This is a genomic window from Micromonospora sp. NBC_00389 (assembly GCF_036059255.1).
Classification (GTDB): Bacteria; Actinomycetota; Actinomycetes; order Mycobacteriales; family Micromonosporaceae; genus Micromonospora.
Genome location: NZ_CP107947.1, coordinates 4968386 through 4984313, shown reverse-complemented (window position 1 = coordinate 4984313; position 15928 = coordinate 4968386). Strand labels below are relative to the sequence as shown.

The window sequence follows — 15928 nt, the reverse complement described above, 5'->3', positions numbered from 1 at the left end:
CCCGACCTAATCCAGCGACCGCAGGTACGTGATCAGGTCGGGCAGCGCGGCCGCGCCGACCGGCTGTGGGGGCATCGCGTTGCCGGGCTTGACCGTCTGGGAGTTGACGATCCAGCCGCCGAGGTGTCCGGCGTCATTCGGTACCGCCCCGGCGCCGAGGCTCCATCGGGAGCCCACGTTCGACAGGTCGGGCCCCACCTGGCCCTGGGCGCCGGTGCCCCGTACCGCGTGGCAGGCGGCGCAGGTGCCCTGCACGAACGCCTGCTGGCCGCGGCGCTCGGCCTCCGTGCGCGGCTGACGGGCCGGGGCGTTCAGGCGGGTCAGCCACGCGTCGAAGTCGGTGCGGGGTTCCGCCACGACCAGGAAGGCCATGTGGGCGTGCTGGGTGCCGCAGTACTCGGCGCACTGGCCGCGGTAGCGGCCGGCCCGCTCCGCCCGCAACCAGGTCTCGCGGGTCTCACCGGCGATCAGGTCCGTCTTCGGCATGAGCTGCGGCACCCAGAAGCTGTGCAGCACGTCGTCCGTGCGCAGCCGGACCTTCACCCGCTCCCCCACCGGAATGTGGATCTCGTTCGCGGTCGCCCCGGACGCCCCCGGATAGCGCACCTCCCACCACCACTTGTGGCCGGTCACCTCCACCGTCGGGGCGTCGGGGTCGGGATCGACGGCGAGCGCGGCGAGGTCCCGCAGCCCCACCCCATAGACGGCGACGAGAATGACGAACGGCAGCCCGGCTCCGGCGATCGTGACGAAGCGGAGCGGCTGCCCGTGGCGCACCCGGACGTTGCCCCGCCGGAACACCAGCGCCCAGATCAGCAGCGCCATGACCTCGGCGACCACCGCCAGCGAGATCCAGAAGAGCAGCCACCACAGGTTGGCGACCCGGGCGGCGCCCGTGCCGGCGGGGTTAAGGACGGACGGCGGGTCACCACCGCATCCGGCGAGCAGGGCCAGGCCGCACAGGGCCGTCAGCACCGGGAGCGGGCGCGGTTGCCGGCGCCGCCCGGCGGGTCGGGCGGCGCTCATGGTCATCCCTGCTGTCGTGTCCACCGAGAGCGACACTAGGCCCTTCCGAACCCCGTTCATCCCTGTTTGCGGCTGATAACCCGACGAGTGCGACTGGACCGATTTATGGTGATACCGCAACTCGATCCGCAAGCGCCCCGGGGGCGCGGACAGGGAGATCATGCGAGCCTCCACCGTGGACCTTGTCGCGGACACCGGCAGAGCGGCCGCCGGCCGCCGGACCATGGCCTGGCTCGCCGGCGGGCTCACCGCGGCGGCGACGGTGGCCGGCGGATGGCTGGCACCCCCCGACGAGGTGCAGGGCCAGGCGCAGCGACTGATGTACCTCCACGTCCCCGCGGCCTGGGTTGCCTACGCCGCGTTCGCCGTCGTGCTGACCGCCAGCGGCGCGTACCTGATCGGGGGCGACCTTCGCTGGGACCGGTTCGCGCGGGCGGGCGCCGAGATCGGCGCGGCCCTGACCGCCGTCGCGATCGCCACCGGGTCACTGTGGGGGAAGCTGGTCTGGGGTGCCTGGTGGGCGTGGGACCCCCGGCTGGTCAGCACCGTCCTGCTGCTGCTCGCGTACGCCGGCTACCTGGCCCTGCGCCGCTCGCTGGCAGAGCGGACCGGCGCGCGAGACGGAGGCGACCACCGGGTGGCGCGGCCCGCCGCGGTCGTCGGGATGGCCAGCTTCCTGCTCGTCCCCGTGGTGCACTTCTCCGTCGTCTGGTGGCGGTCGCTGCACCAGCAGGCGACCGTGCTCGCCCCGCAGCGCCCGCCCATCGACCCCAGGATGGGCGTCGCCCTGCTGCTCGCCGTCGCCGCCGCGACGATCGCCGCGCTCTGCGTCCTGCTGTACCGGGTGGTCCAGCTGGAACGCCGGCTGACCCCCGACACGGCCCCCGACCGCGTCCCGGTCCGTGTCGGATGATCCGTCGCCGCGGGGGCCGGACCGCCGTCGTCGCCGTGCTCCTCGCCGCCGGCGCGCTGCTGGTCACCAGCGCGCTCCGGGAGACCCTGACCTATTACCGCACTCCGGGCGAGGTGCTCGGCGATCCGGACGCGACCTCGGAACGGGTACGCCTCGGCGGCGACGTGGTGCCCGGGTCGCTGCGGCGCACCGGCGACCTCGTGGTGTTCCGCCTCGCCGAGGACGGTCACGAGATCACCGTCGAGCAGCGCGGCGTCCCACCGGAGACGTTCCGGGAGGGCGAGGGGGCGGTCGTGGAGGGCACCCTGTCGCCGGACAGGGTGTTCCGCTCCGACCACGTCGTGGTCCGGCACGGCAACGAATACCGCCCGTCCACCGCCCCGCCGGGGTCGGTCGATGCTCGCTGACCTCGGCACCGCCAGCCTCACGGTCGGTCTGCTCTGCGCCACCCTGACCGCCCTGCTCTGGCTGCGGGTGGCCCTGTTCGCCACGCCCACCCGAGCGGCCCGCCTCGGGACCCCCGCGACCCTGGCAACCGCCGCCGTCGCCTGCGCGCTGCTGGAGGCGGCCCTGCTCCGGCACGACTTCAGCGTCCGCTTCGTGGCGGAGAACGGCGGACGCCAGGTGCCGTTGTACTACACGCTGACGAGCCTCTGGTCCGCCCTGGACGGGTCGCTGCTGCTCTGGCTGCTGATCCTCGCCGGGTACGCGGCACTGCTGGCCCACCGCCGGCACCCGCCCCGGCTGCACGCCTACGCAATGGTGGTCGTCAGCACGGTGACCATGTTCTTCTTCGCGCTGTCCACCTTCGCCGCGAACCCGTTCCGCGAGGTGAACCCGGTACCCGCCGACGGCCCGGGGCCGAACCCGCTGCTGCAGCAGCACCCGGCGATGGGCGTGCACCCTCCCCTGCTCTACGCCGGCTACATCGGCCTGGTCGTGCCGTTCGCCTTCGCGATCGCCGCACCGCTGGCCGGCCAGCAGGGGCGGGGCTGGGTACGGGCCGCCCGACCCTGGGCCCTGGCGGCGTGGGCGGCGCTGACCGCCGGCATCGGGCTCGGGGCCTGGTGGTCGTACGCGGTGCTGGGCTGGGGCGGCTACTGGGCGTGGGACCCGGTGGAGAACGCGTCGCTACTGCCCTGGCTGACCGCCACCGCCTTCCTGCACGCCACCCTGGGCCGCGCCGCCGGCCGGGCCGCCGGCCGGGCCGGCTGGAACCTGGCCCTGGCATCCGCGAGCTTCGTGCTGGTGCTGCTCGGCACGTTCCTTACCCGGTCCGGCGCGGTGGCCAGCGTGCACGCCTTCACCGACTCACCGTTGGGGCCGATGCTGCTCGGCTTCGTGCTGCTGACGGTCATCGTGTCGACGGTCCTGACCGGATGGCGCGATCCCGAACCCGCCCACGGCAGGAGCACACCGCTCCTGTCCCGAACGACGGCCGTGCTGGTCAACGGCGTGCTTCTGGTGACGATCACGGCGGTGGTGCTGATCGGCACGATCTTCCCGCTGCTCTCCGAACCGCTCGGCGGGGTGCGCACCTCGGTCGGACCCGGCTACTACCAGCGGACGGCGGTACCGCTGGCGATCGCGGTGCTGCTGATGATGGGCGTGACGCCGGCCCTGCGGGTCCGCGACCGGACGCAGGCGCTGCGGCGACTCGCCCTACCCGGCGCCGTGGCGCTCGCCACCGTCGCCGTGGTGGGGCTGCTCAGCCGGCCCGGCCTGCCCGCGCTCACCGCGTTCGGAGCGGCGGCGTTCGTGCTCACCGGCGTGGCCGCAGAGCTGGCCGACCGGCGGCCGCGCTCCGGCCGGAACCGGAGACCGGGCAGGGCTGCCGGACTGGTCGCGCACGCCGGGATCGCCCTGGTTGCGGTGGGTGTCGCGGGATCCTCCGCGTACGGCCGCGACACGGAGCGAACCATCCACACTGGGGAGGCGCTGCGGTTGGGCGACGTGTCCGTGCGCCTGCTCGGCGTGGACCGCAGCGGCGCCAGCGGGGGCATGACCGTACGGGCGCGGCTCCGGCTCACCGAGGCAGGCGGCGGGGAACGAACGGTCCGGCCCGCCCTACGCTACAACCCCGCCCGGGACACCGCTGTCACGGTGCCGGCGATCCAGACCGGACTGCTGCGGGACACGTACGTCACCCTGATCGCGGTCGCCCCGGACAGCGGCAGCGCGACCGTACGGCTTGCGGTGAACCCGCTCGTCGGGCTGCTCTGGGCCGGCGGCACGCTGACGGCCGCGGGGGGACTCCTGGCGGCGATCCGCACCGCCCGTCCGCGACGCCCGAACGTCGTCGCGGCATCGCCTGACCCGGTCGCCGCCGGGGCCCGGTGATGACCGCCCGCCGCCTGCTGCGACCTGGCCCGGCGCTGGTGCTGGTGCTCATCGTCGCCGTTGGCACCGTGGTCGCCCTCGGCCTACGGTCACCGTCGACGCCGCTCGACGCCGGCGCCGCCAACGGCGTCACCCCCGCGCCGGCCCCGGCGCTCACGGGCGCCACCCTGGATGGTGGCCGGTTCGACCTGACCGAAGCCCGTGGCCACGTGCTGCTGGTCAACGTGTTCGCCTCCTGGTGCGGCCCGTGCCGCGACGAGCTGCCGCTACTGGTCGAGACGGAACGGCAGTGGTCGCCCCGTGGGCTGCGGCTGGTGGGGCTGAACGTCCGGGACGGCGCCGAGGCGGTCCGGGCGCTACTTGACGAGACCGACGCACGGGAGTTGACCGTGCTGCCAGATCCGGAGGGCACCCGGGCGGTCGACTGGGGCGTCCGGGCAGTGCCGGAGACGTTCGTGGTGGACCGCGACGGGCGGATCGTCGACCGGCAGCCGGGTGTGGTCACCCGGCAGTGGCTTGAGCAGCGGGTGGCGCCGTTGCTGGCCCGATGAGGTGGCGCGCGGCCGTTGGGGCACTCGTCCTCACGGCGCTGATCGCCGCAGCGGGCGCAGGGCTGGTCCGGTCGACCGGCGGCACCGGTCGGGAGGACCCCGTACGCGCCGTGGCAGTGGGTCTACGCTGCCCGGCCTGCCAGGGTGAGTCGGTGGCGGACTCCCGCTCGCCGATCGCGGCGGCCATGCGGCAGGTGGTGGCGGACCATCTGGCCCAGGGGCGGGACCGCGACGAGATCCGCCGCTGGTTCGTCCAGCGCTACGGCCCGGAGGTGCTGACCGACCCGCCGACCCGCCGGGCGGAGCTGCTGCTCTGGGCCGTACCCGCGCTGACCTTGCTGGCCGGCGGCTACGCGGCCCTGCGCACGCTGCGTCCCCGCCCGACCCCGTCCGCGCGGGCCACGGCCGTGCGGGCGGCGCCCACCGGTCGGGCCACGCGCCGGGCGTGGCGCGCGGTGTCGGTGGGAATGGTGAGCCTCGTCGCGTCGGTCACGGTGGCCGCCAGCCGCCTGGACCGGCCGGGCCAGGATCCGGAACCGGCCGATCCCGTGACGGTCGCCGTGCAGCTGGCCCGCGACCTCGAGGGGCAGGCCCGCTACGACGCCGCAGCGCGGATGTACCGGGAGGCCCTGCGCGACCGCCCCGACGATGCGATCCAGCTGCGGCTCGCCTTCGCGCTGCTGCGGGCCGGCGACAACGCCGGCGCGGAGCAGTCGGCGCGGGAGGTGCTGACCCGCTCCCCAGACTCCCCGGACGGCCTGCTCGTGCTCGGGCTGGCGCAGCGCGACAGCCGGTCCGCCGAGGCGGCGCGCACCCTGCAACGCTTCCTGACCATCGCTCCGGAGCATCCGGCCGCCGGAGAGATCACCCGGCTGTTGGCCGCCGGCCCGTGACACCCCACCCGAACCCCATGGATCCACGTTGAGCCGGGTCGCGCACGCATTGGTGCTGGCCCGCACCGATCGCCGCCGATCCTTCGAACTCGACCGCCTCCAGCGCACGCTGGATCTCCCCCGCGGCGTCGGAGAGCACCTTGCCATGCTCGGCGGTGATGATCTGGGCGAGGTCGGACTTTCGGGCGTTGAGCAGTTCCCGGAAGGAGAACATGACGCTCATCCGCCGAGCGAGGGATGCGCTACGCCATCGGGTGAACGCCTCGTCGGCGGCGGCGACCGCCTCATCGACGACCGAGGCGGTTGCGAAGTCGACCTGTCCGGAGACCTGGCCGGTGGCGGGGTCGTAGTCCGCCCCGGCCCTGACGGCACCCGAAACGAGATCCTCGACAAGTACCGGGCGTACCTGCTCGGCCGACCCGACCTCCTCGCCCTCCGCCCCGGCCTGCGCGGACGCCGGCTCGGCTGCTGGTGCGTGCCGGAGCGCTGCCACGCCGAGGTTATCGCCGAACTCGCCGACTCGCTGCCAACGTCGAGCCTTCGGTAGGAAGCCCGGCGGAGATCTGCCTAGTGGACGTGGTCTGCATCGGGCACGGTGTCGAGATAGAGGAAGTCGGTCACGCCGATCACCCCGACGAGCTGGCGGACGACCGGCGGCATGTCCCGGCGGGTGGGGTCGTGCACGAGGCGGGGACGGGTGAGGGGCACTCGCCGGCCGCGGATCTCCAGCTCACAGCCGCCGGCCGCCAGTACGTTTCTCGCCCAGTCGGTGACCCCGTAGGTCAACGCGGCGACGTAACCGTCGGACGTCCGGAAGATATTGATCGGCGTCCGGTACTCGCGACCAGAGCGGCGGCCCCGATGGATGATGACGCCGAAACCGGGCAGCCGCCCGGCCAGCGGACCGGTCACGCGGTTGGTGACGACCCGGTTGAACCTCGCCAACCGTCTGGGTAACACCATGGCCACCATGTTCCCCCGAGCGCGACCGAAGCGGCCGACACTTCGATCGCTGCACTGGTTTTGCTACCCGCCGATCGGGCGGCATGGTGCTGCCAGGATTCCAGGACGCCCACATTCACGCGCCCTTGGCCGGGCGCAACCGGCTACGGGTCTGACTCAACGACCTCGCGGCCCGGCAGGCGTACCTGGGACCGGATTGGGCGCGGCGGCCACACCGACAACTGGGGCCTGACGTACGTCGATGCCGAGCTGCTCGCCGCCGCGGTGACCGAGCTCGACGCCCCGTTCCTGCCGGAACAGGCGCTGCCGCTACCCATCGCGTTCACCGCAGACTCGGCGTACGTCAACCATGACGCCGACACGATCGCGGTCGGCAAGCGCGCGGACCTGCCGGGCTCCACCGCAACCTGTTCGCTACCGGCGCGGGACTACCCGCCGACGCCCGCCTCACCCACACGATCGCCGACGGCACCGTCGTCTACGAACGCTCCTGAAGCGGCCGGGTCGGTCGTCTGCCGACCGGCTCGCCGAGTGCGGCGGCAGCAATAGCCCGATTAATACCATTTGGCGGCACATGTGGCGTTGCAAACATAGCCAGCGGGTCCTCGCCTGGCTCGTGCATCTCGGCACCGGGTACCGCCCTGATCACCAGGGGCCCGATCACGATGGTTGGTCTGGCCGTGACCAGAGGTGCCGGCGGCGCCTATCGTCAGGCTCAGGCGGAGGCTGCCCGACCCATCTCGGCGAGGATCCCGGTGCCCTGACCGAGCTCGATCAGGTAGCCGTCCGGATCACGCAGGTAGCACCGGATCTCGACGCCGTGGTCCTTCGGCTCGGTCAGGAACTCCCCACCCCGTGATCGCCACTGCTCGTAGACCGCCCGGACGTCGGTGACCCGGACGTTCATCGCGCTGCTGAGCGTCCGCGAATCCGGCGGCGCCTGCGCCTGCACACCCGGCTTGTCGTCGGTCGGGCCACCTTCGTCGTTGATCACGATGTAGCTGTTGTGGAACCGCAGGATCGCCGGCTGGCGTTCCCGCACCACCGTCGCTCCCAGCACCCGCTGGTAGAACTCCCGTGAACGGTCCACATCCCGCACGATCAGCAGGTGCGTCAGCACCAGCCCAGCCTCGGGCTGGAAGTAGTCGGGCGCCTCGCTCGCCATCACGCCTCCCCCGGGTCCGATCGGCAGGGCGTACCCGCGTGCGGCGCCGGCACACCCACCGGCTCGACGACGCCGCGGCCACAACGAGTCACCATGGCCGGTGTCGGCTGTTACCGTCGGGCCTGTGCCCGCCGACGAAATCCGCCATCGGGTCCGGTCGGCCAGGGTGGCCCGGCTGACCACCGTCGGAGCGGATGGGCGTCCACACCTGGTGCCCGTGTGCTTCGTCCTGCTCGACGACGTCGTCTACCACGCGGTGGACGAGAAGCCCAAGCGCCACCGGCGGCTACGACGGGTGGAGAACATCCAGGCGACGGGGCATGCCTGCCTGCTGGTCGACGAGTACGACGAGGACTGGTCGCGGCTGTGGTGGGTCCGCCTGGACGGGCACGGCCGGCTGGTGGAGGACCGCGTGGAGGAGGCCGCGGCCCGCGCCGCGCTGGCCGACAAGTACCCGCAGTACGTCCAGCGACCACCAGCCGGGCCGGTGATCGCGGTAGCGGTGACCGGCTGGTCGGCGTGGTCCGCGGCGGACGCGGCAGCCGACCCGGCCGGGTGAGCGCCGGTCAGGGGTGTCAGCGGGTCGGAGCGAGGGCGTCGAGCACCTCGTCGGCCCGGCGCAGCGACGCCTGCGCGTCGGCGCGGGGTGAGCCGATCTCCGGATCGAAGTTGAGATCGACGAACACTTCGGTGATGCCGGCTTCGGCAAGTCTGCCGAGATCCGACCGGATCTGCTCGAGCGTGCCGGTGAGCGGCTCGCGATCGGGCGGGCCCGTCGGGCGTACGCGGACCGCGCCGCGGCAGACGAATCGCAGTGAGCCGGGGTCGCGGCCGGCCTCCGCAGCGGCGGCCTTGACGGTCGCGACCGCCTCGCCGATGCCTGTCAGGTCCGCCTGGCTGCCGCTGACCCAGCCGTCGGCGAGCCGGCCGGCCCGGCGCAGCGCGGCGGGCGCCTGGCCGCCGAGCAGAATCGGCGGGTGTGGCCGCTGCACGGGTTTCGGCTCCAGGCGCGTCGGCGGGATCTGGTAGAACTCGCCACGATGCTCGGCGACGTCGTTCTGCCAGAGAGCGCGGAGAACGGCGAGGAACTCCTCGGCCCGATGGCCCCGCCGATGCTTGCTCACCCCCGTCGCCTGATACTCCTCGTCCGCCCAGCCGAGGCCGAGTCCCACGTCGAGTCGTCCGCCGGCGAGGATGTCGAGGGTCGCGGTCTGCTTGGCCAGCAGCACCGGAGAGATGAACGGCATGTTGAGCACCGCGACGCCGAGCCGGATCCGCGTGGTGTGGGCCGCCAGGAACGCCAGCGTTGTCAGCGGATCCTGGACGCTGTGGTAGGTCTCGCTCCAGCCGAGGTCGGCGGGCACCAGGAGCCGCTGGAACGTCCAGAGCGAGTGGTATCCGAGCTGCTCGGCGCGGCGGGCGACATGGATCATGCGCTCCGGTGTGGCCCACGAGCCGGAGACGGGCGGGGCGAATCCAACCTCCACCCGCGCACCGTACCCAGATCAGGCCAGGAAGTGGCTCGGTTCAAGCCCCGACGCCGCGGCCCACCGGATGAAGCAGCTGCCGGATGTCCTTTGGCAGCTCGGATTCCAGACTCTCGAGCTCTTCGGGGCTCACCGCCTCGCGCAGGGTCGTCAACACGGCGCGGGCGCCCTCAACGGGCCGCTCGTCATCCGTTCCCACGCGGACCCCTACCTCATTGAGGAACTCCACGAGGTCGAGTCGTTCGGCGAAGTCCACGTCCTTGTGCAGGTACCCCCGCAACTCCTCGGGGACCTGGGTGGCCAGGTGCCGCGCCTCGCCGCCACTGACTCCTTCCGACAAGGTCGTCAGCGTGGCTCCGACGAACTTCGCCGCCTCCGCCGCCGGCATTCCGGCCCGCTTCCCCACCGCTTCGAGAAATTCGGCGTAGTTCACCAGTTCTCCTTCCGAACCAGTCGAGGTGCGTCGCGGCATCCGTGACCGGCGTCGACAGTTGTTCTGTCTCGCGCAGCTGTGCGTGCTACCCGGAGCGCTGCCCGCCACCGGCACCCACCGGTTCGATTACCTGCTGGAACTCCTTCGGAAGCTGGGCCACCGCGTCCTCGAACTGGTCACGGGAGACAGCCTCACGGAGCGTGGTGAGCACCGCGCCGACCCCGGCAGCGGCGAGCGCACGGTCGACGGCCGGGCGGTCCGCCACCCGCCGCACGAACTCTTCGAGCCCGAACGACTTGGCATGTTCGCCTCTACGCGGTGGCGGATTGCGCAGGGAATCGTCCAGCCCTCCGGGAAGCTGATAGGCAAGGTTCTCAGCCTGGCCGGCGCTGATCCGATCTGCCAATGTCTCCAACGTCGCGCGGCTGAGTGTCGCCGCCTGATCGGTCGACACCTTCGCCCGCGTGGCCACTGCGTTGATGAAATCCTCGTATTCCACCTGATTCTCCTCTCCGGCCCGATCGCCGTCGAACCGCCAGTTACGAGCCCCTGACCTCAATGCGCCGCGATCGCACACTTCACTCTCGGGTGCCGAGCGAACTGGTACCTCGACAGCCTCCTGGGACGGGGGGTGACCCTGCCTCATCCCCATCGGGCGAATCACCATGGCGCGCTACGGCGACATCCTCGACATTCCGATGGACCGGCACGGGCGGGCGAACTGTTGGCGAAGCTGCGCCATAGCGGCTACGAGGTCACCCGCGACGACGAGATCATCAACGTGCTCGACGGCAGAGGCTTCAGCCAGCCGTCTGAGCCAGCGGTGGGCTCGCAGCGAGTTGCCGGAAAGGCATCGCAGGGCCAAGTTAGCGGCGGAGGCGGCGGGCACAGTGGCCGTCGTGGTCGGCGCGGAGCAGGCAGCGCCGACCGCCGGGCATCAGCGCATCGCAAGAAGACCCATCGGCGTACGTTCTGGTCGTCCTCGGCCGAAACGGTGGTCCCGCCCGGATCGGTCTGCGGCAGGACGAGCAGCCAGCGGCGATCACCCGGGCCAGGCGCTGCGCGGCGGGCAGGTCGTTCGCGACCACCGGCAGGTGAATGACGTACCGCTGGGTCAGTGCTGCACCGCCTGCTCGTGCCTCGCCAACTCCCCGTGCGGCAGAGCTCATCGGTACTGACGCTGCTGGGCGGAGAGGATCTCCGACCTCACCTCCGTTGGCAGCTCGACCACCTCGACTTCCAGCCCGAACCCGCGCAGCGCTGCGGCAGCCCAGGAGCGCGCGGTCGTGAAGTGGCGGGCCGCCTCTGGGTCGGAGAGGCAGAGCACCAGGCGCGGCGGGGTCGGCAGCGACGAGGCCACGAACATCAGGCGGAAGGCGTCGGCGAGCACCTTGTGCTTCTGGGCAGACTTCGGCGGCCCCTGGTGTGCCCACGCCTCGACGAGGACGGTCAGGTTCTCGTCCGCCCCGTCGACCTCGACCCGGGACCCGTCCTCCAGCACGAATCGCCGGGGGCTGAGCGCGCAGCCCAGCCGGACGCCGAGCAGCCCGAGCATCACGCTCTCGGCGTGCCGTTGCACCGCGCTGTCGCCGGCGGCCGGTGCCGGCCGGGTCTCCTGCCGCACGATCGGCGCCGACGTTCCGCCCTCCCCCGGGAGTTCGTTCACGATCTTGCCGGCAGGGCCGACGTATCTGCGGAGCCGACGGCTCTGCTCCAACCGGCGGCACACCTGGTTGATCGTCTGCCGCGGTTGCACGTCGAGCCGCCGGGCAAGTTCGTCGTCGTCGAGCGGCGTCCTAGCACGCAGCAACTCCTGCACGGCCCGCTCCGCGATCGTGGGGCCCCTCATCGACATCTGGTTCCTTCGCCTGGCTCGCTCAAGGGCTGGTCGTCTGACTTCCGAAGGCGTCGTCCGGCCCGGACGCCGTCCAACGCCGGTCAGGCGGGCGCAACGGGGTGCCGCGCGAGTAGGCGGCGATACCGGTCATCAGGTTCGACCAGGTCTCGGCCCGCCACGTGGCACCCGTCCGGGTGACCAGCAGCAGACGTCGCCCGTTCCACCAGCCGTGCACCGCCGGCTCACCCTCCGACGCCACCTGCACCTCGGGGAAGTCGCGCAGGGCGTCGAGGGCGGCGATGACGGCTTGACGGGTGGTCCGGCCGCCGGTGACGCGGACGACGGAACCACTGTCGAGCTGGGCACCCGTGAGCCGGTCCACCGCGTCGTGCAACGCCGTGCGCCCGAGGATCCAGCTGAGTTCGGCCACGAAGTTGGTCTGTCCGAACAGCACACCGAAGGTGTGTCCGCCCAGGCCGGCCGCGTACCGCCGGACCGTCTCCACCGGCGCCGCCGCGAGCCAGTCGGTCCGCTCCACGTACGCCTGCCGTAGCTCCTCGAATTGCTCGACGAGTTCGCTGTCCGGCTCGGTCCGGCGGTCGAGACCGCTGCGCAGCGCCACGAGCCCGATGGTGGCGAGGGCCGCGTGCTCGTCGTCCAGGCTCTCCTCTTGGTCGGTCATCCAGAGTTGCAGCACCACCCAGTAGAGGAGGTCGGACCAGTCGGCCGGATCCAGCCAGAGCCCGCCGGCGACCAAGGTCAGCACCAGCCGGATGACGGCCAGCTTCGCCGGCAGCGACCACCCCTCCGACGCGTCGACCAGTCCTTCGATCTCACGTCGTAACCGGGTGCGCTGGCCTGGCGTGAGCGCGTCCAGCACCGTCGCGACAGGCGCCGCCCGGTCCGGTGAACCCTCCTCCGTCGTCCTCCGCTCCCCCTGGCCGGGCCGCCGCGAAGCGCCGTTGTCCTCGTCCGGATCGTCGAAGATCTCTTCGTCGGTCGGCGTTGGCCGGCTCCGGCCGTCCACGCCGAGGGCGAAACGCAGCAGCGCCGGCCCGACGGCCGCGGTGATCCGACCTTCGACCTGGCGCCGCCGGTTGCTGCCGGGCGGGGTGGCGATGCGGTCCGGGCGGACCGAGGCCAGGTGGGCGAGCGCCTCGACGAGCGCGGCCAGGTGTGCCTGGTCGGCGATGACGAGCGGCAGCGACGTGTGTTCCAGCGGGGACGGGCGGTCGATGCGCGACAGCGCCGCAGTCACGTCGGTCACCACCACGTCGCGGATCTCGACGCCCATGTCGGTCGCCACGTGCACGGTCACCCGCCCACCGGACAAAAGAGACCAGTCGGCCGCCGGGACAGCGGCGTAGAGGTGGAGTTTGCCGTCGCTGTGTTGGTGGTCGAGCCGCAGCCCGTCGACCATGAGCCATGCCGGGGCCAGCTCCGCGTCGGCGAGAACGGTGGCCTCCACCCGCTCGGCGTCGACCCGGACCCCGAGCACGCGGAGGGCCGCCTGCGAGGGGACGCGTTCGCCGGGTTCCCGTACGTGCAGACCCGCCGGCTGCGCCAGGTCCACTTCGTGGGCGGCTCCGGTGTCGATCAACGGGGCCGTCTCGGTCAGCAGGCCGAGCTCGCAGTTGCCACGCGTGGCCATGGTCCTGACCAGGGCGGCCATGCTGCAGTTGGCGCTGCCGGTCAGCGCCCACGACTGGTCGGCCGTTCTCCACTCCACGATCTTCGCGTGGTGGTAGCGGCTGCTCTTCGGGGTGGCGACCACGCCCGTCGGCGCGCGTTTGACCACTCCGGCGAGGGTGTCCGGGTCGCACTGGACGTCCCGGGTGAGCAGGAGGTGCAGTTCGGCGGGTCCGAAGCGGTCGACCAGCCGGCGCAGCGCCTCCGCCCGCGGGTCGAAGAACGGGGCGGCGACCGCGAGCGACGTGACGGGCGTCCCCGGCACCGGAAGCTGCTCGATGATCGGACGCGCCGCCGTCGTCACCAGCACCGGCTGGCCGGGGGCCTGCTCCGCCGGACGGGCGGTAAGCAGCGCCGCGACTCGGTCGAGGCGTTCCCGACCGAGGTTCTCCACCCAGACCGCAGCGGGCAGTCGGCGCAGCCAGGCAGCGAGGTCATGGAACAGCTGCGGCACCGTCTGGCCTGCACCGCGTAGCAGCGTCCAGACCTCCGCGTTGTGGTGCCAGCCCGACGGGGTGGCGTTGCCGGACCCGATGGCAACCACGGCGTCCGTCTCGGAGGCGATCACCACGAGCTTCGGGTGGAAGGCCCCGCCTCCCTTGCAGACGACCGGCAGGGCCAGGTAATCGGCCCGGCGGGGCCCCTGGGTGAGCTCGTCGGCGTCGTAAAGGATGGTGGTGCGGGCGCGGACGGCCTGCGCCTCCCGCAGGCAGACGTCCTCGAAGAAGGACAGGTCACAGGTGTACGTGAGGACGAGGACCTCTTCGGCGTCGGCGAGCGGCCGGCCGCGCAGCAGCGCCGGCGGGGCGGCTCCCCGCAGGTCCTCCCACAACGTCACGACGTCACCTCCGTGGCGTGCCGGCCGGCACGCCAGGTGCCGCCGTCGTGCGCGACCACACCCAGTTGCTGCATGACGTTGGTGAAGGTCGGCAGCCGGAGGGAGACCGCCCCCCGGCCTTCCCGGCCCTCCAGGCGCCACCGGTCGCCGACGCGGCGCAGACGGGTGGGCAGGCGCAGGCCGTACCGGGTCCACTGCATCTTCTGCCGGCTCACCGATTCGGCCCGATGGAACAGCGCAGCGGCGAGGTCAGAGACGGCATCGGCCAGCGGGCGGTCGGCGTCGCGGTCGAGCCACGCGACGACGTAGCCGGGTCCCAGGTCGTCGGAGAACGCTCCGACGAAGGCGTCCCGGGTGACCGGGTCGAGATGGTCCAGCCGTCGGGCGCCGACGGCGAGCAGCCGCAGCATGCCAAGCACCGTCCAGTCGTCAGCTTCGAGCGCGTCGTCGTACAGGTCATGCTCGACCGGCAATGGGGTGCCGACGTGGTCGGCCACCGGAGGGAGGCCGTCAATGAGCGCCTCGCGGACGGTTGCGTCCGGAAGAGCGCGGACGAACTCGGCGATCGCCTGCTCAAGGGTGCCGGTGCCGGACAACGGCGACACCAACCGCGCCCAGATCAGCCGCCACGCCCAGACCGACCAGTTGCGCAGCAGCGCACCACGCCAAACGAGGGCATGAGGGTGCAGGTCCTCGCCCACCAACTCCAGCAGCCCCGGCCGGAAGCAGCACCACCGGTCCATGGACATGTCGATCGACTCCGCATCGACCTGCTCGCCGGTGAGCGCCCCAACCAACAGCGCGGCGCTGCGCCGATGGGTCCTGGCGTAATCGGTGTGGCCGGGGTCGACGAAGTAGGCGTTGCGCACGCACGCGCCGTCGGGGGCGTCGCCGATGGCGCACACGCACAGGTGGCGCAGGGCATCGAGGTCCGCCATGGAGAGCGGCTTCTCCCGTTCCGCCACGCTCAGCACCTCGTCGAGGGCGGCGAGCTGGTCGGCGTCGGCCGCCGGCCCGGGCAGGGGAATCCGTCCCCCATCGGTGAGGCCGAGAACCGCCTCGATCCCTGCGTACGTCTGCAGGTAGCCGCCAGGTACCCGGCTATACGCGTCGGCCACATGACCGACATCGACGGCACGCTGCCGGTCCAGTGCGGGCCGAATCGTGTTCACGCCGTGTGAACCGAACGATCCCGCCCGTAGGTGGTGGTCGTCGTCGCCGTGCGCAACGGACACCGCGCCCAGCACGACCTCAGCGCGGCGGACCAGCGCGCGGAACTGTCCCAGGTCTGCCTTGTCGGTCCAGCCACGCCGCTGCGCCTCGATCGCGAGGCGGGCGTGCAGGGCCAGGTAACGGGCGTGGGGGGTGGTGGTGATGACGCCGGGAATCAGCCCCGCGGCGTGCGTGCCGATCACAGTCTCGACGGCGAGCGGCTGGCGGCCGGTGTCCTCCGGAGTGTCGGGTTTGAGCGTCCACGCCGGACCCAGCATCGCGGTCACCAGCGCTTCCCCATGTTCTTCGGCTGGTCGATGAGGTCCACCGCGCTACGGAAGCAGACCGACCCGACGCGGCCAGCGAAGTGACGGATAGCCGACACGCTTGTGTTGTCAGCGGCGCAGGCCGCGGGCGCTGGGGCCATGGTGGTCAGCGCGGAGCAGGCAGCGAATCACCAAGGCCCGCTGCGGCGAGATCCTCGATGCCGATGGATCGGCACGGGCGGGCGAGCTGTTGGTGAAGCTGCGCCAGCGCGGCTACGACGTCACCAGCGACGAGGGGCTGGGACGGTGAAAGTC

At 72.2% G+C, this 15928-nt stretch carries 16 protein-coding genes and 2 pseudogenes; 7 read left to right on the top strand and 11 right to left on the bottom strand.

What is annotated here, in order from left to right; genetic code table 11:
• Positions 1–6: 6 nt before the first annotated feature.
• Positions 7–1050, bottom strand: coding sequence for a cytochrome c oxidase subunit II (gene coxB / locus OG470_RS23640; protein ID WP_328415542.1), 1044 nt, complete (start codon positions 1048–1050; stop codon positions 7–9).
• 136 nt (positions 1051–1186) lie between these two features.
• On the opposite strand from coxB, the gene ccsA reads away from it, so the two are divergent.
• From ccsA to OG470_RS23615, 5 genes are read left to right on the top strand one after another with little or no spacing between them, the layout of a single operon-like run.
• Positions 1187–1939, top strand: coding sequence for a cytochrome c biogenesis protein CcsA (gene ccsA / locus OG470_RS23635; protein ID WP_328415541.1), 753 nt, complete (start codon positions 1187–1189; stop codon positions 1937–1939).
• Complete coding sequence (locus OG470_RS23630) at positions 1936–2346, top strand: cytochrome c maturation protein CcmE (RefSeq protein WP_328415540.1); 411 nt, start codon at positions 1936–1938, stop codon at positions 2344–2346. Before ccsA ends, OG470_RS23630 begins: the two co-directional genes overlap by 4 nt.
• On the top strand, positions 2336–4279 hold the full coding sequence (locus OG470_RS23625) for a heme lyase CcmF/NrfE family subunit (RefSeq protein WP_328415539.1): 1944 nt from the start codon (positions 2336–2338) through the stop codon (positions 4277–4279). Before OG470_RS23630 ends, OG470_RS23625 begins: the two co-directional genes overlap by 11 nt.
• Positions 4279–4830, top strand: a complete 552-nt coding sequence (locus OG470_RS23620; RefSeq protein WP_328415537.1) for a TlpA family protein disulfide reductase — start codon at positions 4279–4281, stop codon at positions 4828–4830. The genes OG470_RS23625 and OG470_RS23620 overlap by 1 nt, the downstream gene beginning before the upstream one ends.
• Positions 4827–5723 carry a cytochrome c-type biogenesis protein CcmH gene (locus OG470_RS23615; protein WP_328415536.1) on the top strand — a complete coding sequence of 299 codons (897 nt, stop codon included), beginning with the start codon at positions 4827–4829 and terminating at the stop codon, positions 5721–5723. Before OG470_RS23620 ends, OG470_RS23615 begins: the two co-directional genes overlap by 4 nt.
• On the opposite strand, the pseudogene OG470_RS23610 reads toward OG470_RS23615, so the two are convergent.
• Positions 5695–6066: pseudogene (locus tag OG470_RS23610) on the bottom strand (aldehyde dehydrogenase family protein); the annotation flags it as partial. The gene OG470_RS23615 and the pseudogene OG470_RS23610 overlap by 29 nt on opposite strands.
• On the opposite strand from OG470_RS23610, the gene OG470_RS37365 reads away from it, so the two are divergent.
• Positions 6010–6270, top strand: coding sequence for a DUF4326 domain-containing protein (locus tag OG470_RS37365; protein WP_442931207.1), 261 nt, complete (start codon positions 6010–6012; stop codon positions 6268–6270). The pseudogene OG470_RS23610 and the gene OG470_RS37365 overlap by 57 nt on opposite strands.
• A gap of 20 nt (positions 6271–6290) precedes the next feature.
• Here the strand turns inward: OG470_RS37365 and OG470_RS23605 are convergent, their stop codons facing one another.
• Together OG470_RS23605 and OG470_RS23600 are read right to left on the bottom strand one after the other, a co-directional pair.
• Complete coding sequence (locus tag OG470_RS23605; RefSeq protein WP_328415533.1) at positions 6291–6686, bottom strand: nitroreductase family deazaflavin-dependent oxidoreductase; 396 nt, start codon at positions 6684–6686, stop codon at positions 6291–6293.
• Between the two features lie 715 nt (positions 6687–7401).
• Positions 7402–7851: a VOC family protein gene (locus OG470_RS23600; protein ID WP_328415531.1), complete on the bottom strand. Its 450-nt coding sequence runs from the start codon at positions 7849–7851 to the stop codon at positions 7402–7404.
• Positions 7852–7975: 124 nt separating this feature from the next.
• On the opposite strand from OG470_RS23600, the gene OG470_RS23595 reads away from it, so the two are divergent.
• Entirely contained in the window at positions 7976–8410 is a 435-nt protein-coding gene (locus OG470_RS23595) for a TIGR03668 family PPOX class F420-dependent oxidoreductase (protein ID WP_328415530.1), read from the top strand.
• Positions 8411–8426: 16 nt separating this feature from the next.
• Here the strand turns inward: OG470_RS23595 and OG470_RS23590 are convergent, their stop codons facing one another.
• The 7 genes and pseudogenes from OG470_RS23590 to OG470_RS23560 form a co-directional block, all read right to left on the bottom strand.
• Positions 8427–9338 carry a TIGR03619 family F420-dependent LLM class oxidoreductase gene (locus OG470_RS23590; protein WP_328415529.1) on the bottom strand — a complete coding sequence of 304 codons (912 nt, stop codon included), beginning with the start codon at positions 9336–9338 and terminating at the stop codon, positions 8427–8429.
• 40 nt (positions 9339–9378) lie between these two features.
• A complete protein-coding gene (locus tag OG470_RS23585; RefSeq protein ID WP_328415527.1) occupies positions 9379–9771 on the bottom strand; it encodes a DUF2267 domain-containing protein in 393 nt (130 codons plus the stop codon).
• Between the two features lie 85 nt (positions 9772–9856).
• Complete coding sequence (locus OG470_RS23580; RefSeq protein WP_328415525.1) at positions 9857–10270, bottom strand: DUF2267 domain-containing protein; 414 nt, start codon at positions 10268–10270, stop codon at positions 9857–9859.
• A 367-nt stretch (positions 10271–10637) separates the two neighbouring features.
• A pseudogene (locus OG470_RS23575) lies at positions 10638–10889 on the bottom strand (hypothetical protein).
• A 47-nt stretch (positions 10890–10936) separates the two neighbouring features.
• On the bottom strand, positions 10937–11620 hold the full coding sequence (locus OG470_RS23570) for a hypothetical protein (protein ID WP_328415524.1): 684 nt from the start codon (positions 11618–11620) through the stop codon (positions 10937–10939).
• A gap of 28 nt (positions 11621–11648) precedes the next feature.
• Positions 11649–14135, bottom strand: a complete 2487-nt coding sequence (locus tag OG470_RS23565; RefSeq protein ID WP_328415522.1) for a hypothetical protein — start codon at positions 14133–14135, stop codon at positions 11649–11651.
• Positions 14132–15634: a hypothetical protein gene (locus OG470_RS23560; RefSeq protein WP_328415520.1), complete on the bottom strand. Its 1503-nt coding sequence runs from the start codon at positions 15632–15634 to the stop codon at positions 14132–14134. The genes OG470_RS23565 and OG470_RS23560 overlap by 4 nt, the downstream gene beginning before the upstream one ends.
• Positions 15635–15928 lie beyond the last annotated feature (294 nt).

Coding starts and splice junctions, on each gene's coding strand:
- OG470_RS23615 (WP_328415536.1), top strand. CDS start 4,827: ATGAGGTGGCGCGCGGCCGTTGGGGCACTCGTCCTCACGGCGCTGATC.
- OG470_RS23625 (WP_328415539.1), top strand. CDS start 2,336: ATGCTCGCTGACCTCGGCACCGCCAGCCTCACGGTCGGTCTGCTCTGC.
- ccsA (WP_328415541.1), top strand. CDS start 1,187: ATGCGAGCCTCCACCGTGGACCTTGTCGCGGACACCGGCAGAGCGGCC.
- OG470_RS23600 (WP_328415531.1), bottom strand. CDS start 7,851: ATGGCGAGCGAGGCGCCCGACTACTTCCAGCCCGAGGCTGGGCTGGTG.
- OG470_RS23605 (WP_328415533.1), bottom strand. CDS start 6,686: ATGGTGTTACCCAGACGGTTGGCGAGGTTCAACCGGGTCGTCACCAAC.
- OG470_RS23570 (WP_328415524.1), bottom strand. CDS start 11,620: ATGAGGGGCCCCACGATCGCGGAGCGGGCCGTGCAGGAGTTGCTGCGT.
- OG470_RS23630 (WP_328415540.1), top strand. CDS start 1,936: ATGATCCGTCGCCGCGGGGGCCGGACCGCCGTCGTCGCCGTGCTCCTC.
- OG470_RS23620 (WP_328415537.1), top strand. CDS start 4,279: ATGACCGCCCGCCGCCTGCTGCGACCTGGCCCGGCGCTGGTGCTGGTG.